Source organism: Lysinibacillus sp. A4, assembly GCF_024919535.1.
Classification (GTDB): Bacteria; Bacillota; Bacilli; order Bacillales_A; family Planococcaceae; genus Lysinibacillus; species Lysinibacillus capsici.
This window is the reverse complement of the sequence record NZ_JANWTB010000001.1, coordinates 584449-607419: the sequence shown is the minus strand read 5'-3', so window position 1 is coordinate 607419 and position 22971 is coordinate 584449. Positions and strand designations below refer to the sequence as shown.

The following is a 22971-nucleotide window of genomic DNA, read 5'->3' as shown; positions in this document are numbered from 1 at the left end:
GTTCTTTCACCCTCTTTGTTTGTATTCAAGGTAAGTCAATTTTCAACGAAGAATATTTTGAATGAGGTTAACAATCATGTTACTCTTGCAAGAGAGATGTCTTATACAATAAGCAGAAAATGAGTGAAATTCATGTCTTACGAAAATAAAATATTACAAATGAAAAAAATGCTGGAAAAAAAACCGATGTCCGCTAAAAAAGTTGAAGAATCAGCGTTCCAAAAGCCTGCTAGGCCAAGCTATACAGAGCAATGGAAACAGGAGGGACTAACGGTTGTGGAAAATGATTACGGTATCGTATTTAAGCGTCAAGTAAGCTATCCGTTTAGCTATCAGCATGGTCATTATCAACTACAATCGTTCTTTGAAGCCCTGAAAAAATGGCAAGATGCTGAGTTTGATCATCCTTATGCGCTCGATATGGAAGAGTCCGTCTTATTTTTTGACACGGAAACAACAGGTTTAAAGGGTGTTGGGACCCATATTTTTTTGCTTGGATTTTTAGAGGTAGCTGAAGAATCCTTTATCCTCACACAATATATTATGGCAGATCCTGCACATGAAGCAGCCTTCTTATTTGAATCCAAGCTTTGGCAAAAGTCAGCTACTGTGATTACCTATAATGGGAAAAGCTTTGATTGGCCACAGCTTGAAACACGATGGACATTGCATCAAAAAACCTTACCAAAATTACGCTCTCAGCGACAGATCGATTTGTTGCATAGTTCGAAGCGTTTATGGAAAAATGATATGGAGCGCTTAAAATTAAAATCTGTCGAGGAAGAAAAGCTTGGTTTTTCGCGTAAAGGGGATATTCCAGGCCATCTCGCACCTATTATTTATTTGGATGCAGTAAAAAGTGGCATTCCAGATGCTCTTATAAAGGTTTTGCATCATAATGAGTGGGATTTACTATCACTTATCACACTGTATAGTCATTCTACGTATTTATTGTTCGAGCAGGACCATGAAGAATCGGCAAAAACTTTCACCAACATTGGGAAATGGTATGGTGATTTAAGAGAAAGCACACAAAGTGTGAGGATTTTAGAAAAGGTGACATCAAAATTTGATGCGCTAGAAGCGGGCAATGCTCAATATTATTTAGCTTTACAGCACAAGAAGAATAAACGCTATAGTGAAGCTATTGACTCATTCGTGGCCTCCCTTCATTTTGTTGAAGCAAGAACAAAGTTACATGCCCTTGAGCAGCTAGCCATACTTTATGAGCACCAAATGAAGGATTATGAGCAGGCCCTTTATTATACGCAAGAAGGCATACGTCTCATTCGAAATAATGGGCAATGGAGAGCAGAACAAAAACAAAAATGGGAAATTTCTTGGGAAAAGAGACTACACAGATTAGGAAATAAGAAATAAATTCGTGGGTAAGCGCGTGAAACGACAAGTTTAGCCTTACAATTAGTATTTTCAGACGATATAATGTGATGAAGTATGCTATAATGTATTCGTGTATGTAGTGTGAGGAAGGGCGATGTGAATGGACATTAAATTAACGTCAAAAATGATCCTTGAAAAGGAATTTAAAAAGAACTTTAAAGGCTACAATGTAGAAGAAGTAGATTCTTTTCTTGATGAAATTATTCAAGACTATGAAACGTTTGAAAAAGTGGTGGCCCAACTACGTGAAGAAAATAGACAGTTAAAAGAAGAAATTGAAAGCACACCTAAGAGACAACCTGTTGCTTCAGCGGCAGCTGGTACAACGAATTTTGATATTTTAAAACGTCTTTCTAATTTAGAAAAACATGTATTTGGTAGCAAGCTGTACGAATAAATTTAGTCAATTATATTGTATTTAACATAAAACTCTAGTATAATCTTTCGTATCATCACGAAATTCTGGTAATCGCTGCGGCGCTAGACGTCGTAGAGGAAAGTCCATGCTCGCACGGTTCTGAGATGACCGTAGTGTTCGTGCTTACTGAAAAAATAAGGTAAGGCAGCTATTAAGGCTGACGGCGGAAGGAAAACCTAAGTCCTCTGGATATGGTTGACACTTCCTGAAAGTGCCACAGTGACGAAGCTTGCTTGGAAACTTGCAAGGTGGAACGAGGTAAACCCCACGAGTGAGAAACCCAAATTATGGTAGGGGCACTCTCTAGAAGGAATTGAACGGATAGAGGGACAGAGTTTGCTCTGTAGATAGATGATTACCACCTGATCGTACGAGGCGCAAGCTGTTTGAGTACTCGGGAACAAAACATGGCTTATGGAATTTTTTGATGCTTATCTACGAAATAACAAGCGCTCTCCAATTCGGTGGAGAGCTTTTATTTTGAATTCATGAGGAAAAAGTAACCTTGTTAATCAAGTCTTGGTATGCGCTATACGTTTGAGAAGTATCGCTACCGCTTCTAAGTCACAACATCTGAAAACGGTTATCGCATCAATGTGATGTATTGATCTTGACTGCTCACATATTTTGTATTGTAAGCAAACGCCAGGTATAGCAACTACCTCTTTAAGTGGTTTATTTGTTTAAGATGTATGGGGTTACCTGCTTATCAAGAGAATGCCTTCGGCGATTGTCATAGATTTACTTGAGGCGCTTTTCGAGCAAATTCGAAAAATCTGGACGCATTCATTGCACAAAAGAGAAGCGTCAGTGACAATTACACCGAGCGTAATAATTACATAGTGGTTGGCCTGACGTAAATGCCCTTCTGAGAGGGAGTATAGAGAGATAGGATGGAGCGGAAACATGAACGGAGTAAACAATTGGGAAAGTACGGATAAACTGAAACTGATATCTAAATATCCGACTACCTTAATACTTAAAATCTTCGAAAATGTATCTGAAGGTATCATGATTACTGATAAATACAAAAAAATAGTAATGGTTAATCCTGCCTTTGAATTTGTGACAGGCTATACATGTGATGATGTGGTTGGAAAAACGCCAGCCGTTTTACAATCTGGTGTACATGAATTGCCGTTCTATTTAGAGATGTGGGAGCAGATACGACAAGAAGGCATTTGGCAAGGTGAGATATGGAATCGTCGTAAAACTGGAGACGTATATCCTGAATGGTTAACAATTGTTTGTGTAACCAACGATGAGGGTGAGGTTACAAATTACTGTGGTATTTTCACAGATTTGTCTGAAAGAAAAATAGTAGAAAATGAATTAGAAAAGCGTTTGCTCACGGATTCATTAACAGATGTATCCAATCGTTTTGCCTATATCGAAAGAATGGATAATCTCTTGGAATCGACTTCTGCTATTTCTCATTCAGTGCAGCATGCGATCTATTTCTTAGATTTGGATCGATTTAAGCAAATTAATGATACATTAGGCCATGCTGTTGGAGATTCAATTTTAATAGAAGTAGCAAATCGACTAAAAAAATTACTGAAAAATAAAGATATTATTGCAAGATATGGCGGAGATGAATTCGTCATTACATTAACCAATGTGAAAAATGTGAAAGAGGCTGCAAAATTTGCTGAACAAATTATTAGTAGTATTGAACAGCCAATGATGATAAATGATCAGGAAGTTTTTATTTCTACAAGTATTGGTATTAGCGTTTATCCAGTTGATAGTAAAAACACAGAAGAACTGATCAATTGTGCAGATAGAGCGATGACTTATTCAAAAAAGAATGAATTAAACGGCTATTCCTTCTATTTTGATGAACTGCAAACCGACGCACAACGAGTGCTATTGCTAGATTCTGAGTTAAGAAGAGCAATTGAAAACCGTGAATTTGAGCTACATTTTCAGCCAAAGATTTCTATGGAAAATGAGCAGATTCAAGGTTTAGAAGCACTAGTCCGCTGGAATAGCGAGAGGCTAGGCTTTGTTTCGCCTGCTGAGTTTATCACTTATGCGGAGGATACAGGTCTAATCATTCCATTAAGTGAGCTTATTATCGAAAAAGCATGTGAGGCAGTCATTCAAATGCAACAATATGGTTGGAAAACACCTGTCGCCATTAATATCTCGAGCATTCACTTTAAACAGCAGAATTTTTTGGAGTCGATACAAACAATATTAGAGCGCTATAATATGCCAGCTAACAATTTTGAAATAGAAGTGACAGAGCGAACGGTGATGAACAGTGCCAATGAGACAGTTAGTAAATTGGTTCGTTTAAAACAATTAGGCTTTAAAATCTCAATCGATGATTTTGGGACTGGCTATTCATCCTTAAGCTATTTGGTTCGCTTCCCATTAGATTGTTTAAAAATTGATCGTAGCTTTATCCAGCATATTGGATCACTCGATGAAAAACAGGCAGTTGTAGATGCGATTATTCAAATGTCCCATCGCTTAAAAATGAAAGTTGTTGCTGAAGGTGTAGAACAAGCACAACAAGTGGATATACTACGTAAAATGAACTGTGATATTATCCAAGGCTATTATTACAGCAAACCACTCCCGTTAAACGAATTGATGGAGTTTATGGAGTATTGGGAAATTGAGCATCAAGGAAGGAAATAATCTATGGCAAACTATCAATTAGTAGCTACGTCAGCAATGGGCTTAGAAGCTATTGTGGCACAAGAAGTAAAAGCACTTGGCTATGAAACAACCGTTGACAATGGCAAAGTATATTTTGAAGGTGATGAAACGGCGATTGCGCGTACCAATCTATGGCTACGTGTAGCGGATCGTGTAAAGATTGTTGTTGGGCAATTCCCAGCAAAATCGTTCGAACAATTATTTGAAAGTGTAAAGGCACTCCCTTGGGAGAAGTATTTACCAGTGGACGCTGCTTTTCCTGTTTCAGGAAAGTCCGTAAAATCGAAATTATTTAGTGTACCTGATTGTCAAGCCATTACCAAAAAAGCAATCGTTGAGCGAATGAAACAGCATTATAAGCGTCTTGGCTTTTTAGATGAATCTGGAGCGACTTACAAAATTGAGGTTTCAATTTTAAAAGATGTGGCGACACTAACGATTGATACATCTGGAGCTGGCCTACATAAGCGTGGCTATCGTCAGGCTCAAGGTGAGGCACCATTAAAAGAAACATTAGCAGCTGCACTTGTACAAATTTCAAAATGGAATCCAAATCGCCCGTTTGTTGACCCATTCTGTGGCTCTGGTACTATTGCATTGGAAGCGGCGATGTTTGGACAAAATATAGCTCCAGGCTATAACCGAGAATTTATTTCTGAGGAATGGCCATGGATGAAAGCTGCAATCTGGGATACGGTTCGTGATGAAGCAGATAGTTTAGCGAACTATGATCAGCCTTTAGAAATTATTGGTTCCGATATTGATCACCGTATGGTCAGCATTGCGCAAGAAAACGCAATGGAAGCAGGCTTTGGAGAGTTAATCACGTTTAAGCAGATGCAAGCACGTGATTTTACAACACAGTTAACGGATGGTGTCATGATTGGGAACCCGCCGTACGGAGAGCGTATTGGTGATGTGGAAGTCGTGGAACAGGTGATTCGCGATGTTGGGAAGGTCATGAAAAACTATCCAACTTGGTCTGTATATATGCTATCCTCCATGAAGAATTTTGAAGAATTATATGGACGCCAAGCGACGAAAAAACGTAAATTATTTAATGGTTTTATTGAAACAAATTATTATCAGTTCTGGGGTCAAAAGTCTAAAAGAGATTAACGAATAGTAACGGAAGATAAGATTTTTTCTTATCTTCCGTTTCGTCGCGTATAATAGCACCAGATAGTTAGAGGGGGAACATTAATTGCGTAAATCTTTACCATTTGCATTATCAAAGGACCGTTCATTTTTCGATTCATTAGGTGACTGGATGGGCGATGTTCTTTATGATGAATTACCAGAAAAGGGCTTTGAATGCCGTGATGAGCAAATCTTTATGGCTTATCAAATAGAACAAGCACTAAAAGAAAAAAATGTTCTCTTTGCAGAGGCAGGAGTGGGAACTGGCAAAACGATCGCTTATTTGCTTCCAGCTATTTCCTACGCACGTTACACAGGGAAACCTGCGTTGATTGCTTGTGCAGATGAAACATTAATCGACCAACTTGTAAAAGAGGGGGGCGATATTTATAAACTCCAAAAAACGTTAGGACTTGATATTGATGTTCGACTAGCAAAATCGAGAGATCAGTATTTATGCTTAAAACGCTTTGAGGAAGCAGAGAAAGTGGAGTCGGATGAATGGATTGATGATATTTCCTTTTCTATCCCTGATGGTGTTTATGCACAAGGTTCGATGATTGCTGTTCATCCATATGGGGAACGCAGTGATTATCCAACAGTCAGTGATGAGGATTGGCAAAAGGTTAATTACAATTCGATTATGCAATGTTCGGTTTGTGACCTTCGTAATCGCTGTGGGCAAACATTGCATCGCTCTCATTATCGAAAATCAACCGATCTTGTTATTTGTTCACAAGATTTTCTAATGGAGCATTTAGCTACAAAGGAATCTCGTGAGCGTGAAGGTCAGTTAGCATTACTGCCTGAGGTATCAATGATGGTGCTGGATGAAGGACATTTATTGGAGTATGCTGCGCAAAAAGCGATGACCTATAAAGTACAGGCGACGACTATCGTGCAATTATTGGAGCGCTTGATGGTAGATGGTGTACGCGAGCGCACACTGTATGCAATGGAGAAATTACAGGATGATCATGAACTATTTTTTGATCAGCTTCGTGATGATATCGTTGCTTCTAATGAAGATCGCAAACGCATAAACAAATCAAAAACATTGCTTGCTTATGGGAAGCAATTAATAGATGATGTAGAAACATTGATGGAAGAATTCGTTTTTGAATCAGAAATGTACATGATTCCTGAATATGAGCTAAATATGGCGGAAGAATATTTAGAACAATATGAGGCTTCGTTGCGTATTTTCATCGCACAGGGAGATGCAGTAGATTGGTTAGAGGAAACAGATGGTGAAGAAACGCTCGTCATTATGCCTCGTTTAATCACAGAAGTTTTAGCAGAAAAATTATTCTCTAAAAAGCTTCCAATCGTCTTTTCTTCTGCCACTCTATCGGTCAATAAAGACTTTTCTTATATTGCCTATAGTTTAGGAATTCGAGATTACCAATCATTTTCCGTGCCATCCCCATTCGACTATGAAGAGGTTATGAAAATCTATTTACATGAGCTTACACAACGAGACAAAACAGCGCGTGTTCAGCAGTTGCTGCGTGATGGTGAGCAAACGTTGATTTTGTTTAAATCGAAGCAAGCCATGCTAAACTTCAAGGCAGAATTACCGCTAATGGAACGTATGTATGTAGCATTTGAGGGAGATCGAGAGCTTTCAGCCATTGTTCGAGACTTCCAGCAAGGAACAGTTAAAACATTATGTTCATATCATTTATGGGAGGGGTTAGATTTGCCTGAGGAAGCATTAACACGTGTGATTATTTATGATTTACCGTTTCCTCCACAGGACCCATTATTTGATGCGAAACGTACATTTGCCGAAAACCCATTTGAGGAAGTGGAATTACCTTTCATGCAATTACGCTTGCAGCAAGGGATGGGGCGCTTAATTCGTACATCGAATGACCATGGTGACATTCACATTTTATTAAATGAAGATGAACAAAAGCAGCGCGCAGCCTTTGAAAATATAGTAGCAGTTGTACCAGAAATAAAATAAAAAGAAGCGAGTTTACCCAAACGGTAAGCTCGTTTTTTGTTATATCGAAATAACATTATGTGTGTAGTTAAATTATGGATCTTTAAAAAACTGTTGAATATTTCTCTTTTAAGCTATATAGTTCTTTGTAATGCAACGAAATCTTGTGAAAGAATATATTTTTTATATTGAAAATAATTTCACAAAAGGTTTATAATAATGACAAAGATTTTTAAGAATAGTCAAATTGCTTGCTGACTATTCCTTGATAGGGGGCTTAAACCTGTCGAACATTCAATCATTGTGTAGAAAATATACAAATCTATCGGCAACGGATATTGACAAGTTAATAGAAATAGAGGCTACGCTAACGTATTATGCTGAGTTGACTGATTGTTACATGTTCATAGATTGCCTGTTGGAGAATTTACCGCATGCAATTGTTGTGGCAGAGGCATTCCCGAAGAAAGAGATTGGTTTATACGAAAAATCAGTTATCGGAAAATTCGTATTTGAAAGTTTTGAACCAGCCGTATTTGCTGCGTTTAAACATAAAGAAAAATCATCCATTTCCAGAGCAATTACGCAGGAAGGCATAACGGTGGAGCAAAATGTCATTCCCATTTTTAATGAGCAGCAGCAAGTAATTGCTGTGTTGATTCAGGAAAAAATGGTGAAGATGCAAACGACACCGAAGGATGATTTTCAAAATATGCCGTTTGCATTAATTGAGCATATTGTCGAACCTAATTCTCAACCAATTCCAGTTGTTTCTGATTTACTCGTAGAGTCGATTATTCTCACAAATCACGAAAATAAAGTGATTTATAGTAATCCAGCAGGCTATCATTTTATTTCGGAGCTATCTGGATTAGAAAATTTTGACAATATAGCGTTGGATAAAATCTTACCTTTTTTACAGGAGGTCTATGATAAAGGCGACGATGTCTTTTTCCTAGAAATTACGATTGATCGTAAGTCCTTTATTGTGAAGAAGATTCCTATTCGCAGTCAAAACGAGAAAGTCACGCTACTCATTATTCATGATCTAACAGAGCTTAAGCTGAAAGAAAATGAGCTAATGATGAAAACATTTGCGATACGAGAAATTCACCACCGCGTGAAAAACAATCTTCAGACAGTGACAAGTCTATTACGTTTACAAATGCGAAATGATCTGTCTGCTTCAAATGCAAGTGCGTTTCAAGAGGCATTAAATCGAATCTATAGTATTTCATCGGTGTATGAGCTGATTTTAGAAAATGAAGATAACGCTGAAGAAAGAGTAGACGTTATCGCATTAGCTAAAAAAATTGGTCATAAAATGATTGGTACGTCTAATACAGCAACTATTCAACTAGCCTTTCATCATGAAAATTTGCAGCTGTTCTGCCATTCAAAAAAGGCAGTCTCTTTAGCACTCATTATTTGTGAGCTACTGCAAAATGCATTAAAGTATGCGTTTATCGGACGTGATGAAGGAGTTATCGATATTCAATTCATTCAGGAAGATTCTACAATTTCGCTTCATATTTCTGACAACGGCGTTGGAATGCAAGAGGTGAAGGCATCTTTTGGTATGGAGATTATCACAAGGCTTGTAGAATATGATTTAGCTGGCTCATTTTCAATTATCCCTAGTAATGAAGGTACACATACTCAAATTCAGTTCCCTGTAAGTGAGGAGGTATTTATCGTAAATGACTAGGAAAGTTATGATTGTCGAAGATGAATCACTGATTGCGATTGATTTGAAGTTTATGTTAGAAGATAACGGCTACGAAGTTGTAGCTCAAGCGAACAATGGGGAAACAGCCATTGAATTAGCCTTTTTACACAAACCTCAGTTAATCTTAATGGACATTAAAATGCCTAAACTTGACGGTTTAAAGGCAAGTAAAATTATTGAACAACAGCTTGGTATACCCGTTCTTTTCATCTCGGCCTATAGTGAAAAAGAATTGTTGCTATACATGAAGCAGGATAATATATTAGGATATGTAATGAAACCGTTTTCTGAAAAAAATGTGTTGCCTGTGCTTGAGGTTGCTTTTCATCAAATTGATAAATTCAACCGTCTCAATGGGGAGATCTTACATAAGCAAACACAATTAGATAAGCGAAAAGTCATTGAACGAGCGAAGGGCTTGCTGATGCAGGCTGAAAATATAAGCGAGGACGAGGCTTACCGTAAGATTCGCAATGAAAGCATGCAAACACAACAGGAAATGGTGCATATTGCACAGCAAATTATTAACAACTTACAAGTCAATAGTTGAAGCAAAGGCGCTTTAAAGAGATTTCTTCTTTAAAGTGCCTTTTTTTATATAAATTTATAAATAAAAAAGGGGTGATGAGTAAGATGGCAATGATAGGAACGGTTATCGTTTATATTATTATGATTTGTGCTGTTTTAGGGGCAATCGGAGCTATCCGAGATGCTGAGTATGGAATTGGGAAAGAATTTATGAATGGGATCCATACGGTTGGTCATATTTTTGTCCCAGCAGCAGGGATCATGGCAGCTATACCTTACTTAACATGGTTTATTAGTCATTTTATTAGTCCGATTTTTGAATTAATTGGCGCAGATCCTGCGATTGCAGCGACGACGATTTTAGCCTCGGACATGGGTGGTTACCAATTAGCCAATGCATTAAAGGAGTCTTATGAGGGATGGGTAATGGCTCTTGTTGTTGGTTTTATGTCAGGTGCTACTATCGTATTCTCAATTCCAATGGGCCTTGCGATGTTGGATAAGCGTGATCATAAATACATGGCGCTAGGAATTATGGCTGGCGTTTTAACAATTCCGATTGGTGCATTTATTTCTTCGATCATGATTGTGCTATTCAACACAGAAGTACGTGAAGTCATTAGTACAACAGAGGCTCCTACATATGTATTTGCCATTTCTGTTTTACAAATATTAATTAACTTACTACCTTTATTCATTTTCGTTATCTTAATCGCACTAGGCTTAAAGCTTATTCCAAACGGCATGATTACTGGCTTCATGGTATTCGGTCGTGTAATGGATGCGGGAATTAAATTGGTGTTAGTGTTCTCTATTGTTGAGATTTTTACAGGTATTTTTACAAAGATTTTTGGCGCGTGGGGCTTCGATCCAATCATGGCTGATGAAATCGATCAGTTCCGAGCATTAGAAACAGCCGGTTATATCGGGATTATGCTAGCGGGTGCCTTCCCAATGGTGTATCTAATTCGAAAGTATGCTTCCAAGCCACTTGAAGCAGCTGGTAAAAAATTAGGCTTATCCTCTGTAGGAAGTGCTGGGATTTTAGCAACGATTGCGAATATTTTAGCGATGTTTACACTAATTCGCCATATGCCACCAAAAGACAAAGTAATTAACATTGCATTTGGTGTATGTTCCGCCTTTTTATTAGGTGATCACTTATCATTCACGGCGAACTTCCAGCCAACCATTATTTTACCTGTTATTGCAGGGAAGTTTTTAGCGGGTGTTATTGCGATTATTTTAGCCTATAAGCTTTCAGTACCAACTGCATTAAGGTTGGAAATTGAAGATCGTAAGGCTGGCATTATCAAAGAAGGCGAGTATTTAACAGATCAACAATCTTAATTGATTAAAAAGTGAGGTGATGACGTGTGAGTGAAGAGAAAAAACGATTTATTCAGGAGTTTGTGCCGGGTAAACAGCTAACATTGAGTCACCTTATTGCCAATCCTGATCCAGAAATGTTTCAAAAGCTAGGTATCCAAGAAGCAGGTGCCCTTGGCATTATGACTTGTACGCCAAGTGAAACGGTAATTATTGCAGGAGACTTAGCAACAAAGGCTGCCAATGTCAAACTAGGATTTTTAGATCGTTTTACAGGTAGTCTCGTTATTGTTGGTAGTGTGTCAGAGGTAGAAATGGCGATGTTAGAAATCAATCGTTTTTTATCCGAGGTATTAGGTTATACACCATCAAAAATAACAAAATCATAGGATGTGTCATATGAAAAATCGAGTAATGATAATAGGCGGTGTGCAAGCAGGAAAGTCAACATTGATGAATACATTGTTGGGCAAAGAAAGCAGTGCCAACAAAACACAAGCACTCGTTTATGATGACTGGATTGTTGATACACCAGGTGAATATGTTGAAAATCCAATGTATTACAGGAATATTATGGCAACATCTTTGGAAGTAACCCATGTGATTTACTTGCAGGATGCCACATCAGCAAGGAGTGTATTCCCTCCGCAATTCAGCTTAGGGATTCCCAAAATACAAATAGGGGTTATTACCAAGATTGATGCCCCTGATGCAGATGTAGAAAGGGCTACCGCCTTATTAAAAAATGTTATGACGCAGGGCCCTATCGTGAAAACCTCTTCATGGCAAAAGCTTGGCATTGAATTGATTGAACCATTGATTCAACTCAAGACAAATGAAGAAATTCGACAATTTGTTAAGGAAAGCGATAGTCCGTATCTCATGTATTGCTCACAGTAGCGAGAGGGAGGTGTAGGGTGAAAACTGAAAAAATATTTAGTGCAGGCATTGATATTGGGACAAGTACCACAAAAATGGTTGTCAGTAGTTTTCTGTTAAAGAATGTGGCTGGCGTAACACATGTGCCAAGGATTGAAATTATTGAGAAAACGGTGTTGCATCAAAGTCCAATTATTAGAACCCCTTTTATCAATAAAGACATCATTGATATGAAAAAGATAGAGGAATTTATTTCTCAACAGTATCAATTGGCACAAATTGCTCCATCTGATATTGCAACTGGGGCCATCATCATTACTGGTGAATCAGCCACGAAGGAAAATGCAAGTGAGGTTGTCCATACCATTGCAGATGGCGCAGGTCATTTTTTAGTTGCTACCGCAGGTCCTGATTTAGAGGGCATCATTGCTGCCAAAGGGGCAGGTACTTTACAGCAATCAAAGAATTCATCCAAAGTCATCGCCAATATCGATATTGGTGGAGGGACAGCGAATATTGCTGTTATGCAATTTGGAGAGGTCATTGGTACATGTACCTTACATGTTGGTGGTAGATTGATTGAGTTTAAGGATGGCAAGATTCAATCAATTTCTCCGCCACTCATGCGATTGATGGAACGATGGACTAATCCGTTAGCGGTCGGTGATGCGGCCGAAGATATTCGAGTGACACATTGTATTGAAGAAATGGTGCAAACACTTGCCATGATTCTTCATGGACAATGCAGAGATGAAAAGCATCCATTATTACTAGGGCATTTACCAAACTGGCATAAACCTGTGGATGCCATCGTTTTTACGGGTGGTGTGGCCTCTTGTATTTATGAAAATGAATGTACCCAGCGTCAATATGATGATATTGGTGAAAAATTAGCGAAAATGCTACTTCAGCATGAACAGCTACAATCATTTTTATGGTTACGACCAGAGGAAACAGCACGTGCAACAGTGACTGGTGCTGGTACACAAACCACTGAAATCAGTGGGGCAACCATTCAGGTGGATGCCCAAGTATTACCACTAAAAAATGTACCTGTCTTCAATTGTCATATAGATTCTTCAACAGATTTTAACTCGACGGTAAAGACAGCAGTAGAGAGAGCAAATGATTTATTTTCTATACAGGACAATCGTTCGCCATTTGCCCTCTATTTTAGTGAATTGCCATATTTAAGCTTTCAGGATGTACATGCATTGTGTCAGGCCATTTTGTTACATTTGGCGACAAGATGCTCTAAGGACATACCAATTATCATAGTCATTCAATCAGATTATGCAAAGATTATTGGACAGACCATACAAGCCATAAATGCGACAGTACCAATTATTTGCATCGATCAAATTAAAGTGGAAACGGGCGATTACATCGACATTGGAGAGGTTCTGCCATCTGGCGTCGTTCCTGTTGTGGTGAAGACCCTTGCCTTCCATTCAAAGTAAGGAGGATGAATGTGAACTTATCGGTGATATTTGGTGGAGAAAAATATAATTTTAAATCATTAAAAGATGTTATGGCTAAGGCCAATGAAGAAAAATCAGGCGATCAGCTAGCAGGTATTGCCGCTGAGACGGTTCAACAACGGATCGCAGCAAAGGCAGTATTAAGTGAGCTTTTAGTTAAAGATATCCGCGAAAACCCATTAGTGCCACAAGAAAATGATGAGGTTTCACGCATTATTGAGGGCGATATTAATGAGCAAATATATGGAGAAATCAAAAACTGGAGCATCGAGCAGCTGCGTGAATACATTTTATCAAATGACACGGGTGATCGTGAATTAAAGCGTTTAAGTAAAGGGATGAATTCCGAGATTATTGCCGCTGTTACAAAACTAATGTCCAATTTAGATCTTGTACATGCAGCCAATAAAGTTGAAATACTTTCAACGTGTAATATTACGATTGGTCAAAAAGGGACGCTGTCATCTCGTCTACAGCCAAATCATCCGACAGATAATATTGATGGCATCATCGCCTCTCTAAAAGAAGGACTGTCCTATGGTATTGGGGATGCTGTTATCGGCATTAATCCTGTAGATGATTCAGTTGAAAGTGTCAAAAAAGTGCTTACGGCTACAAAGGAATTCATCAATGATTGGTCCATTCCTACGCAAAACTGTGTATTAGCTCATATTACAACACAGATGAAGGCAATTAAACAAGGCGCCCCAGCAGATATGATTTTCCAAAGTATCGCAGGCACAGAAATTGCTAACCGTTCGTTCGGTATTTCTGCTGATTTAATAAGAGAAGCAGAGGAGCTCATTAAAAAACAAGGAACAGGTACTGGTCCAAATTTATTCTACTTTGAAACAGGTCAAGGCTCAGAGCTATCGGCAGAGGCACATATGGGCATTGACCAAGTAACACTGGAATCGCGCAATTATGGATTTGCTAGACATTTTAATCCTTATATTGTGAACACTGTAGTTGGCTTTATTGGCCCAGAGTATTTATACAACAATAAACAAGTAATTCGAGCAGGTCTCGAAGATCATTTCATGGGCAAAATGCATGGTATTCCTATGGGGGTAGATATTTGCTATACCAACCATATTAAGGCAGACCAAAATGATGTGGAAGATTTAAGTGTATTGCTGACAGCTGCTGGTGTTAACTTTATTATTGCTGCGCCAATGGGCGATGACGTGATGCTCAACTATCAATCGATGAGCTTCCATGATGTGGCTACATTACTCCAAACATTTGGTAAAAAACCAGCACCAGAGTATTTAGCATGGTTAGAGAAAATGGGCATTTATGAAAATGGTCGACTGTCAGCAAGAGCTGGCGATTTATCCATTTTTGAAAGGTAGGTGAGTCAAGTGAATGATCAATTAGTTTCTATGATTACACAGCTTGTCATGGAGAAGATGGAGAAAAGTACAGGTAGCCAAACACCTGAAATAGCAGCTACTCCAACAGAACAACCACTTATTAAATTTTATGATACAGTAGAAAATCGTTCTTCAGGAACAACAGAAACTATCGCAACATCACAGGAACCATTAATTCAGCTGTATCAGCATGGAGCTCCACAGCAAGTAACGACGGTTACTTCTGCTACTTTCGAACAACCAGTAAATGATGCTGTGCCAATCAAGCCCTTTCAGTTTGAGGCGGGCTCGTTAAGTGAAAGTGTGCAGGCTGCTAAGAAACATACACCTGCTCGTATTGGTGTAGGAAGAGCGGGGACAAGACCGAAAACGAAAACCTGGTTAAAATTCCGACTTGATCATGCTGCTGCGGTAGATGCTGTATATGGCGAAGTGACAGAAGATCTTTTACAAAAGCTTGATGTCTTTCAGGTCACAACGAAAGTCACAGATAAAGAGGAATACATTACAAGACCTGACTTAGGGCGTCGTTTATCAGAAGAATCAAAGGCATTGATTCAGCAAAAATGTAAACCACAGCCAAAGGTACAGATTATTATCTCGAATGGCTTGAGTGCAAGTGCGATTGAGGAGAATGTTCAAGATGTTTACTTAGCCCTTCAGCAAAGTCTTAGCAATTTAAATATTGACATTGGTACTACGTTCTATATCGATAAAGGGCGTGTTGCTTTAATGGATGAGATTGGTGAGCTGCTACAGGCAGAGGTTATTGTTTATCTAATTGGTGAGCGTCCAGGGCTCGTATCGGCAGAATCGATGAGTGCATATTTATGCTACAAGCCAAGAATTGGGACAGTGGAAGCGGAACGTATGGTAATTTCAAATATCCATAAGGGTGGTATCCCACCATTAGAAGCGGGAGCTTATCTTGGCACAGTCGTAGAAAAAATCCTGCGTTATCAGGCAAGTGGCGTAGAGCTTGTCGCAAAAGAAGGTTAGGAGGCTGAAATATGTATCCTCAAAAAATTATGGCGCAAATCTTGGCGATGCAAACCATTCCAAGAGTCAACAGTGAACTAGCAGAGCAGTTAGATTTAAAGCCACATCATCATAGCATTGGGCTTGTCACACTGACAATCGACGATGTTGGCTATGTTGCCTTAGATGAGGCGACGAAAAAGGCAGATGTCGATGTTGTTTATGCAAAAAGCTTTTATGCTGGAGCGGCACATGCGTCTGGTCCATTGTCAGGTGAAGTGATTGGTATTATTGCTGGAAGCTCACCTGATGAAATTCGTAGTGGTCTTGATGCCATTCAACAAAAAATTGAATTTGATACGTATTTTGAAGCCATTAATAATAATGACAATCATGCCTTGTTTGCCCATACCGTGGCAAGCTGTGGGACGTATCTTGCTGAGCTTGCAGATGTAAAGGTTGGCACCCCACTTGCTTATTTAATTGCTCCGCCGCTTGAAGCGGTTGTTGGATTAGATGCAGCATTAAAGGCTGCAGATGTTGAGCTAAAGGTTTTCTTTGGTCCACCATCTGAAACCAATTTTGGGGGCGGCTTATTAACTGGCAGTCAATCTTCATGCGAGGCTGCGGCACATGCATTCAGAGAAGCTATTGAAAATATAGCTAGAAACCCAGTGATTTAGAAGGGAGGCGGCTTTATGGCCACATTAGACAAAGACTTATTAGCGATTCAGGAAATGAGAGATGCCGTTAAACATGCTAATACAGCACAGGCTGCCTATATGCAATTTTCTCAGCAACAAGTAGACAACATTGTAAAGGCTGTCGCGGATGCTGCCTTTAAGGAAGCAGAGCGTTTAGCAAAAATGGCTGTGCAAGAAACAGGAATGGGTATTCCTAACCATAAAAAGATGAAAAATGAAGTAGCTTCACGAGATGTCTATGAAGATATTAAAGAATTAAAAACAGTTGGTATTGTGGGCTATGATCGGATGAAAAAAGTAGCCGAAATTGCAAGTCCTTTTGGTGTCATTGCTGGTATCGTACCAACAACAAATCCAACCTCTACAGCGATCTTTAAGACACTTATTTCTTTAAAAACGAGAAATGGTTTAGTGCTTAGTCCACACCCATATGCAGTGAAATGTACAAAAGAGGCTTTAGATATTTGTCGAGTAGCTGCTGAGAAAGCAGGCGCGCCAGAAGGATTACTACAATGTTTAACAATGTCCTCCATGGAAGCAACACAGCAGCTAATGAAGCATCCAAACATCCATTTAATTTTAGCTACGGGTGGTGGTGCATTGGTCAAGGCAGCCTATAGCTCTGGCAAACCTGCCTATGGGGTTGGACCAGGAAATGTACCAGCTTACATTGAAAAATCGGCTAATATTCAAAAATCTGTACGCCAATTGGTGCAAAGTAAATCGTTCGATAATGGCACAATCTGTGCAACAGAGCAAGCTATTATTGTGGATAAGGTGATTGCCGAGCAAGTGCAAACAGAATTAAAGAAAAATGGTGCCTATCTATTAAATGCCGAAGAAAAAGCTAAAATGGAAAAATTGATCTCGCCAGTTCCTGGGAAAGTAAATCCTCAGATTGTCGGTAAATCAGCTACTTGCCTAGCTGATTCTGTTGGTATCACGGTACCAGACGATACAAAAGTTCTTGTGGGCTTCGAAACAATGATTGGTAAAAATATTCCGTTTTCTCTTGAAAAACTATCACCAATCTTTGCGCTTTATGTTGTTGAAAACAGTACAGAAGCCAAGCAGGTGATGATTGACCTGCTAAATATTGGAGGACGCGGACATACATGCTCAATTCACACTGAAAATGCAGCATTAGCAGAGCAATTTTCTGTCGAATTACCAGTATCACGAATTGTGGTTAATACATTATCCTCAATTGGTGCAGTAGGTGGCACAACGGGCTTAGCACCATCCTTTACATTAGGCTGTGGGACATTTGGCGGCAATATTACGTCAGACAACATTACAGCAAGACATTTATTAAATATCAAACGTATGGCGTATGGCATTAAAGATGTCGAAGTGCCAAAACCAGAATTCGAAGTACAGTCCGTTGTTGAATCGGTAGTTTCACAAGAACCTACTCTTGATACAACGATGGTTCAACAAATTGTCGATCAAGTATTAAAACAAATCACATTACAAAATAAATAAATTATTTGGAGGAATGACAAATGAGTACAGCATTAGGAATGGTAGAAACAAAAGGTTTAGTAGGAGCAATTGAAGCAGCAGACGCAATGGTAAAGGCAGCAAGCGTTAATTTAGTAGGCAAAGTACATGTAGGTGGCGGGATCGTAACAGTTCTTGTACGTGGTGATGTAGGTGCAGTAAAAGCAGCAACAGATGCAGGGGCAGCAGCAGCACAACGTGTAGGAGAGCTATTATCTGTCCATGTAATTCCACGTCCACACCACGAATTAGAAATGATTTTACCAAAAGCAGAAGCATAATTTCATGTTCTTTCAAACGCTATAGATGGAAAAATAACTACCATATATAGAAGAGAGCTGGATCTAACTTTAGAACAGCTCTCACCTTGTCCTGATAAAATAATCAACAAAATAAAGAGGTGGCTAACATGACAACAGCAACAAAAACTTTTCCAGTGGCCATTTCGGCTCGTCATATCCATCTAAGTGAAGCGGATTTACAAGCACTTTTTGGTCCAAATGCAACCCTAACGAAAGATTTCGACTTATCACAGCCAGGGCAATTTGCTGCAAAAGAGCGCGTCTCTATTGAGGGACCTAAAGGCGTTATTCATAATGTCCGTGTCCTTGGACCTGTAAGACCAGCAACCCAAGTAGAGGTAAGCCGCACTGATGCCATGAAGCTAGGAGTGACACCACCTTTACGTCAATCAGGTGATATTGACAATTCTGCGGGTATTAAAATACTTTCTCAAGACAAAGAAATAGAGATCCAGCAGGGAGTCATCATTGCGCAAGCGCATATTCATATGACTGAGGAAGATGCCAAAGCATTGGAAGTACGCAATAATGAATTAGTTTCAGTAGAAGTTGTAAGTGATCGACCTGTCACTTTCCGAGGTGTCGTTGTACGTGTTTCCAATGATTTTAGTCTGGAAATGCACATTGATACGGATGAAGCAAATGCTGGTTTTATCGAACAGCAGGCACAGGGTAAATTAATAAAAGTATCATCGTAAGGAGGAGGCAAGATGCAAGAAAATTTAGTGCAAAAAATTGTGGAAGAAGTTCTGCAACAAGTCTTAAAAAATCAATCTTCCCCTCCACATGACGGTAAAATTCCGATTGGTGTATCTGCCCGCCATGTCCATCTTGCACAAGCAGAAGTTGAACAGCTCTTTGGTGAAAATTATCAGCTCACACCGAAATTTGAGCTTTCACAGCCAGGGCAATTTGCTGCGGAGGAAACTGTAGTAATTGCAGGTCCAAAAGGGTCAATTGAGCGCGTGCGTATTCTTGGTCCCGCTCGTTCCTTATCGCAAGTGGAAGTAAGCTGGACAGATGCTATGAAATTAGGTCTGAAGCCACCATTAAGAATTTCTGGTGATATTCAAGGTTCCAGTCCTGTTACATTAATTGGTCCAAAGGGAAGTGTTGTGTTAAATGAAGGCCTCATTATTGCACAGGCACATATTCATATGTCCCCAGCGGATAGTGCGAGATTCCAAGTCGTAGATGGGCAATCTGTCCAAATTAAGGTAGAAGGTATTCGCCCAATTATTTTATCGAATGTGGGTATCCGTGTTTCAGAGCGCTATCGCTTAGAAATGCATATTGATACAGATGAAGCAAATGCAGGGTTAATTCAGCAAGGAACGCTTGCAGAAATCGTGCATCATCAAGTAAGTGAACCGATGATCACTGTGAAAGAGCAGTCGCCAGTCGTACAGAAAGTAGAGCAACCGTCCGTCTATCATTATGACAAAAAGCTACTTTCGCAAATAGAAGTGCTCGATATCGATGCACAAGAAATTGTCGTTCCAAAGAAAACCATTGTGACAGCATTGGCTTATGATAAGCTGCGAGAGTTAAATAAAACATTAACGATTCGTTCAGACTAGTAAGACAATCTGTGTCGCATAAAGAGGGTGAAGTTCATGCAAATGGGAAGAGTGATAGGCAGTGTATGGGCAACACGCAAGGAGGAGGGGCTGAATGGTTTAAAGTTACTAATCATTCAACCTATTGATTCCAATCAACAGCCGATTCGCACAGAAATGGTTGCAGCTGATCGTATAGGAGCGGGTATTGGTGATGATGTCCTGATTACAAGTGGTGGGTCATCTCGCTATATTATGAAAGATAATCCGTTACCGATTGATGCAGTTGTCATTGGTATTATTGATTCTACAGAAGTAATGAGAGGTGAGGACAATGAGTAGCGCAATTGGAATGATCGAAACAAAAGGATTAGTTGGTTCTTATGAAGCCGCTGATGCGATGATTAAAGCGTCAGATGTCACAATCGTCAAACAAGAATTTGTGGATGGTGGCATCGTGACGATTGTCGTGAAGGGTGACGTAGGTTCTGTACAAGCTGCAGTAGAGGCTGGAAAAGCAGCAGCTATGCGTGTTGGTGAATTATTAGGCGCTCACGTCATTCCGAGACCTGATGAAGATGTCTTTAAAATGATTAAAGGACCAGAGGCACCAAAGAAAAAGGCTGTCTCTGCACCAGCAGCAACCCGTGCTAAAAAAACAACAGAAACAACATCGGCGACAGATAATCGAGGTGAGGCATAATGGCATTTCGTAAAAATAAAATCGCTGTTATTGGAGCAGGCCACACTGGTTCCACACTGAGTTTATTTTTAGCACAGAAAGAATTAGGCGATGTAGTGCTTGTTGATATTCCAGAAGCCGAGAACCCGACAAAAGGGAAAGCTTTGGATTTGCTACAAACAGGCCCCATCGAAAAATTTAATGTGTCCATTAAAGGCACGAGTCAATATGAAGATATCGCTGGCGCGGATATTGTTGTTATTACAGCAGGTATTCCACGTAAACCAGGAATGAGTCGGGATGACTTAGTCACAACAAATGCTAAAATTATTCAACAGGTTTCAAGACAAATTAAACACTATGCTCCAAATAGTATTGTTGTTGTGTTGAGTAATCCTGTTGATGCTATGACGTATGTGTGTTATAAGGAAACAGGCTTTACCAAAAATCGTATCATCGGTCAATCTGGTGTGTTAGATACAGCTCGCTTCAACACGTTTGTGGCGCAGGAGCTTCACATTGCACCAGAGGATGTATCAGGCTTCGTCCTAGGAGGACACGGCGATGAAATGGTACCACTAATCCGTTATTCCTATGCAGGCGGCATTCCATTAGAGAAACTAATTCCTCAGGAACGACTACAGCAAATCGTGGAGCGTACGCGTAAAGGCGGCGGTGAAATTGTTGGCTTACTAGGTAATGGTAGTGCCTACTATGCTCCAGCCGCAGCGTGTGCCCAAATGGTTGAAATTATTATCAAAGATCAACGAAAAATTATCCCTTCTATTGCCCTATTAGAAGGAGAATATGGGTACCACGATCTCTTTTTAGGGGTACCAACTATTTTAGGTGGCAATGGCATCGAATCTGTCATCGAATTGCACCTAACAAATGAAGAACAAACAGCCCTTCAGCACTCTGCAGAAGCTGTGAAACAGGTAATTGCTATTTGCCAAAACATTGAATAGAGTAAACAGACTCTATTTTTAAATGGATCGAAAGGATCCCCAACTTTCTTTCCAATAAAACTTCATGATAGCTCAAAAAATGTTTGATTGGAAACCGAACATGACTTGAAGGCTAGTATAAATCCCCAATTATATAGAAAGCTCTCCTCTAGTTATGGGAGCAGAAACTGTAGCAGACTCTGTAAAGTTTGCTGCAGTTTTTTTATTCACAACTTATATCATAAAAAAAATTATCGCCTCTACTATAATGAAATTAGGAGGGATGTGGATGAACAACATTGTACAGAAGATGATTGATTGGATTGAGCTTCATCTATTAGAAGGATTTTCATTAGAGCAATTAGGAAAGGATATGGGTTATTCTCCTTATTACTGTTCTTTTAAATTCCATCAGACGACAGGGATGACGATTAAAAAATATAGATCACTACGTAAAATTTATCTTTCTACTATTGCATTAAAAGATCCCCAATAGAAAATAATCGACATCGCCTTTCACTACGGCTTTTCATCGCAGGAATCCTTTTCTAGAGCTTTTAAAAGGTATTTTGGTATAAGTCCGAATGATTACAGAAAGTCTCCTCAACCTTTACAAACCTTTGTAAAGTTGAGATTACAGGATGATGGAGGATAGTTGACGATGGATATTTCTCAGAAATTAAAAATTGAAGCATTACAAGAGAAGATGAATGTGCAATACGATCAAGAGCTATTGAATGTATTAAATGGTCAAATGATGTATGAGGAGTTCGCAAAACAACAATTAATGGGCAACAGTGATTACGTTCCTTTCAATGAAGCGATGTGTACGAATCCAACGATTAGTCCGATTTTCAGTGAAGAATTTAATAAACTGCGTGCTATAGGGCATGAGGTGTCTTTACAGCAATATGAGCAGGTGACATTGAAGCCGTTGAAGCCATTGTTAACAAATGACTATAAATGTATTGTTTTATGGTTTGGAGATGATATGTTTTGTCAGATGAATTTATTGACCGTCCTTGCTTTCCTAGAGCAACAAAGGTATCAAGGCAAAGTCTATTATTATATGGTCAAGGAAATGACCTATGATGTGGAAGAAACAGAGATAGAACTTGGACCGTATGGGGGGGTCTATCAAGAGGTCTTAATGCACCATCGTCTACCCAAGACAACGCTTATACCTGTCATGTATCAGGGCATTCAATTATTTTTCAGCTATTTAATTGAAGAGAATGAGATCACTACGTATATAAAAAAACACCTCAATCTATCTCAAAATGACCTGTTAAAGCAATTGTTTTCCCTATTTCCACACTATGGATTCGGGGATAGACAATACATCAAAATAATAGAGAAGATAAAAAAGGAATATTCTGAATAATTATCCT

The 22971-nt window shown here is 39.2% G+C and carries 21 protein-coding genes, 1 other RNA gene and 1 pseudogene; all 23 read left to right on the top strand.

Annotation, left to right across the window (positions count from 1 at the left end; translation table 11 throughout):
- The first annotated feature begins 132 nt into the window (after positions 1 to 132).
- The 23 genes and pseudogenes from NY607_RS03425 (at position 133) to NY607_RS03315 (ending at position 22964) form a co-directional block, all read left to right on the top strand.
- Positions 133 to 1380, top strand: a complete 1248-nt coding sequence (locus tag NY607_RS03425; RefSeq protein ID WP_259419152.1) for a ribonuclease H-like domain-containing protein — start codon at positions 133 to 135, stop codon at positions 1378 to 1380.
- Between the two features lie 121 nt (positions 1381 to 1501).
- Complete coding sequence (gene gpsB, locus NY607_RS03420) at positions 1502 to 1798, top strand: cell division regulator GpsB (RefSeq protein ID WP_004269307.1); 297 nt, start codon at positions 1502 to 1504, stop codon at positions 1796 to 1798.
- A 60-nt stretch (positions 1799 to 1858) separates the two neighbouring features.
- Positions 1859 to 2239: RNase P RNA component class B (gene rnpB, locus NY607_RS03415), an RNA gene on the top strand.
- Positions 2240 to 2725: 486 nt separating this feature from the next.
- Positions 2726 to 4471: a GGDEF domain-containing phosphodiesterase gene (locus NY607_RS03410; RefSeq protein WP_131519732.1), complete on the top strand. Its 1746-nt coding sequence runs from the start codon at positions 2726 to 2728 to the stop codon at positions 4469 to 4471.
- Between the two features lie 3 nt (positions 4472 to 4474).
- Positions 4475 to 5611 (top strand): THUMP domain-containing class I SAM-dependent RNA methyltransferase, encoded by a 1137-nt coding sequence (locus NY607_RS03405; protein ID WP_048389991.1) that lies wholly within the window; start codon positions 4475 to 4477, stop codon positions 5609 to 5611.
- 85 nt (positions 5612 to 5696) lie between these two features.
- Positions 5697 to 7604, top strand: coding sequence for an ATP-dependent DNA helicase (locus NY607_RS03400; RefSeq protein WP_048389992.1), 1908 nt, complete (start codon positions 5697 to 5699; stop codon positions 7602 to 7604).
- Positions 7605 to 7830: 226 nt separating this feature from the next.
- A complete protein-coding gene (locus NY607_RS03395; protein ID WP_259419151.1) occupies positions 7831 to 9291 on the top strand; it encodes a sensor histidine kinase in 1461 nt (486 codons plus the stop codon).
- On the top strand, positions 9284 to 9862 hold the full coding sequence (locus tag NY607_RS03390) for an ANTAR domain-containing response regulator (RefSeq protein ID WP_004269312.1): 579 nt from the start codon (positions 9284 to 9286) through the stop codon (positions 9860 to 9862). The genes NY607_RS03395 and NY607_RS03390 overlap by 8 nt, the downstream gene beginning before the upstream one ends.
- An 83-nt stretch (positions 9863 to 9945) precedes the next feature.
- The gene (gene eutH, locus NY607_RS03385; RefSeq protein WP_054550774.1) at positions 9946 to 11190 is read left to right on the top strand and encodes an ethanolamine utilization protein EutH; all 1245 of its coding nucleotides are present in this window, start codon (positions 9946 to 9948) and stop codon (positions 11188 to 11190) included.
- 26 nt (positions 11191 to 11216) lie between these two features.
- Positions 11217 to 11558 carry an ethanolamine utilization microcompartment protein EutS gene (gene eutS, locus NY607_RS03380; RefSeq protein WP_004269314.1) on the top strand — a complete coding sequence of 114 codons (342 nt, stop codon included), beginning with the start codon at positions 11217 to 11219 and terminating at the stop codon, positions 11556 to 11558.
- A gap of 10 nt (positions 11559 to 11568) precedes the next feature.
- On the top strand, positions 11569 to 12069 hold the full coding sequence (locus tag NY607_RS03375) for a EutP/PduV family microcompartment system protein (RefSeq protein WP_004269315.1): 501 nt from the start codon (positions 11569 to 11571) through the stop codon (positions 12067 to 12069).
- Positions 12070 to 12086: 17 nt separating this feature from the next.
- The gene (locus NY607_RS03370) at positions 12087 to 13508 is read left to right on the top strand and encodes an ethanolamine ammonia-lyase reactivating factor EutA (RefSeq protein WP_054550776.1); all 1422 of its coding nucleotides are present in this window, start codon (positions 12087 to 12089) and stop codon (positions 13506 to 13508) included.
- A gap of 5 nt (positions 13509 to 13513) precedes the next feature.
- A complete protein-coding gene (locus NY607_RS03365) occupies positions 13514 to 14884 on the top strand; it encodes an ethanolamine ammonia-lyase subunit EutB (RefSeq protein WP_008176446.1) in 1371 nt (456 codons plus the stop codon).
- Positions 14885 to 14893: 9 nt separating this feature from the next.
- Positions 14894 to 15904, top strand: a complete 1011-nt coding sequence (eutC, locus tag NY607_RS03360; protein ID WP_259419149.1) for an ethanolamine ammonia-lyase subunit EutC — start codon at positions 14894 to 14896, stop codon at positions 15902 to 15904.
- An 11-nt stretch (positions 15905 to 15915) separates the two neighbouring features.
- Complete coding sequence (gene eutL, locus NY607_RS03355; RefSeq protein WP_036077522.1) at positions 15916 to 16566, top strand: ethanolamine utilization microcompartment protein EutL; 651 nt, start codon at positions 15916 to 15918, stop codon at positions 16564 to 16566.
- Between the two features lie 15 nt (positions 16567 to 16581).
- Positions 16582 to 18072 (top strand): aldehyde dehydrogenase family protein, encoded by a 1491-nt coding sequence (locus NY607_RS03350; RefSeq protein ID WP_009370494.1) that lies wholly within the window; start codon positions 16582 to 16584, stop codon positions 18070 to 18072.
- 20 nt (positions 18073 to 18092) lie between these two features.
- A complete protein-coding gene (locus tag NY607_RS03345) occupies positions 18093 to 18371 on the top strand; it encodes a BMC domain-containing protein (protein ID WP_004269321.1) in 279 nt (92 codons plus the stop codon).
- Between the two features lie 128 nt (positions 18372 to 18499).
- Positions 18500 to 19090, top strand: coding sequence for a phosphate propanoyltransferase (locus tag NY607_RS03340; RefSeq protein ID WP_054550779.1), 591 nt, complete (start codon positions 18500 to 18502; stop codon positions 19088 to 19090).
- Positions 19091 to 19102: 12 nt separating this feature from the next.
- Positions 19103 to 19972, top strand: coding sequence for a phosphate propanoyltransferase (locus tag NY607_RS03335; protein WP_259419148.1), 870 nt, complete (start codon positions 19103 to 19105; stop codon positions 19970 to 19972).
- A gap of 36 nt (positions 19973 to 20008) precedes the next feature.
- Positions 20009 to 20293 carry a EutN/CcmL family microcompartment protein gene (locus tag NY607_RS03330; RefSeq protein ID WP_004269324.1) on the top strand — a complete coding sequence of 95 codons (285 nt, stop codon included), beginning with the start codon at positions 20009 to 20011 and terminating at the stop codon, positions 20291 to 20293.
- Positions 20286 to 20654 carry a BMC domain-containing protein gene (locus tag NY607_RS03325; protein WP_016991930.1) on the top strand — a complete coding sequence of 123 codons (369 nt, stop codon included), beginning with the start codon at positions 20286 to 20288 and terminating at the stop codon, positions 20652 to 20654. Before NY607_RS03330 ends, NY607_RS03325 begins: the two co-directional genes overlap by 8 nt.
- Positions 20654 to 21601, top strand: a complete 948-nt coding sequence (gene mdh, locus NY607_RS03320; RefSeq protein ID WP_259419147.1) for a malate dehydrogenase — start codon at positions 20654 to 20656, stop codon at positions 21599 to 21601. Before NY607_RS03325 ends, mdh begins: the two co-directional genes overlap by 1 nt.
- 268 nt (positions 21602 to 21869) lie before the next feature.
- A pseudogene (locus NY607_RS03315) lies at positions 21870 to 22964 on the top strand (helix-turn-helix domain-containing protein).
- Positions 22965 to 22971: the final 7 nt, after the last annotated feature.

Excerpts from the sequence above, each read along its gene's own strand:
- NY607_RS03390 (WP_004269312.1), top strand. The coding sequence starts at position 9,284 with ATGACTAGGAAAGTTATGATTGTCGAAGATGAATCACTGATTGCGATT.
- NY607_RS03410 (WP_131519732.1), top strand. The coding sequence starts at position 2,726 with ATGAACGGAGTAAACAATTGGGAAAGTACGGATAAACTGAAACTGATA.
- NY607_RS03405 (WP_048389991.1), top strand. The coding sequence starts at position 4,475 with ATGGCAAACTATCAATTAGTAGCTACGTCAGCAATGGGCTTAGAAGCT.
- eutH (WP_054550774.1), top strand. The coding sequence starts at position 9,946 with ATGGCAATGATAGGAACGGTTATCGTTTATATTATTATGATTTGTGCT.
- NY607_RS03330 (WP_004269324.1), top strand. The coding sequence starts at position 20,009 with ATGCAAATGGGAAGAGTGATAGGCAGTGTATGGGCAACACGCAAGGAG.
- eutL (WP_036077522.1), top strand. The coding sequence starts at position 15,916 with ATGTATCCTCAAAAAATTATGGCGCAAATCTTGGCGATGCAAACCATT.
- NY607_RS03365 (WP_008176446.1), top strand. The coding sequence starts at position 13,514 with ATGAATGTGAACTTATCGGTGATATTTGGTGGAGAAAAATATAATTTT.
- NY607_RS03375 (WP_004269315.1), top strand. The coding sequence starts at position 11,569 with ATGAAAAATCGAGTAATGATAATAGGCGGTGTGCAAGCAGGAAAGTCA.
- NY607_RS03345 (WP_004269321.1), top strand. The coding sequence starts at position 18,093 with ATGAGTACAGCATTAGGAATGGTAGAAACAAAAGGTTTAGTAGGAGCA.
- mdh (WP_259419147.1), top strand. The coding sequence starts at position 20,654 with ATGGCATTTCGTAAAAATAAAATCGCTGTTATTGGAGCAGGCCACACT.
- NY607_RS03340 (WP_054550779.1), top strand. The coding sequence starts at position 18,500 with ATGACAACAGCAACAAAAACTTTTCCAGTGGCCATTTCGGCTCGTCAT.
- NY607_RS03425 (WP_259419152.1), top strand. The coding sequence starts at position 133 with ATGTCTTACGAAAATAAAATATTACAAATGAAAAAAATGCTGGAAAAA.
- NY607_RS03325 (WP_016991930.1), top strand. The coding sequence starts at position 20,286 with ATGAGTAGCGCAATTGGAATGATCGAAACAAAAGGATTAGTTGGTTCT.
- NY607_RS03335 (WP_259419148.1), top strand. The coding sequence starts at position 19,103 with ATGCAAGAAAATTTAGTGCAAAAAATTGTGGAAGAAGTTCTGCAACAA.
- NY607_RS03350 (WP_009370494.1), top strand. The coding sequence starts at position 16,582 with ATGGCCACATTAGACAAAGACTTATTAGCGATTCAGGAAATGAGAGAT.
- gpsB (WP_004269307.1), top strand. The coding sequence starts at position 1,502 with ATGGACATTAAATTAACGTCAAAAATGATCCTTGAAAAGGAATTTAAA.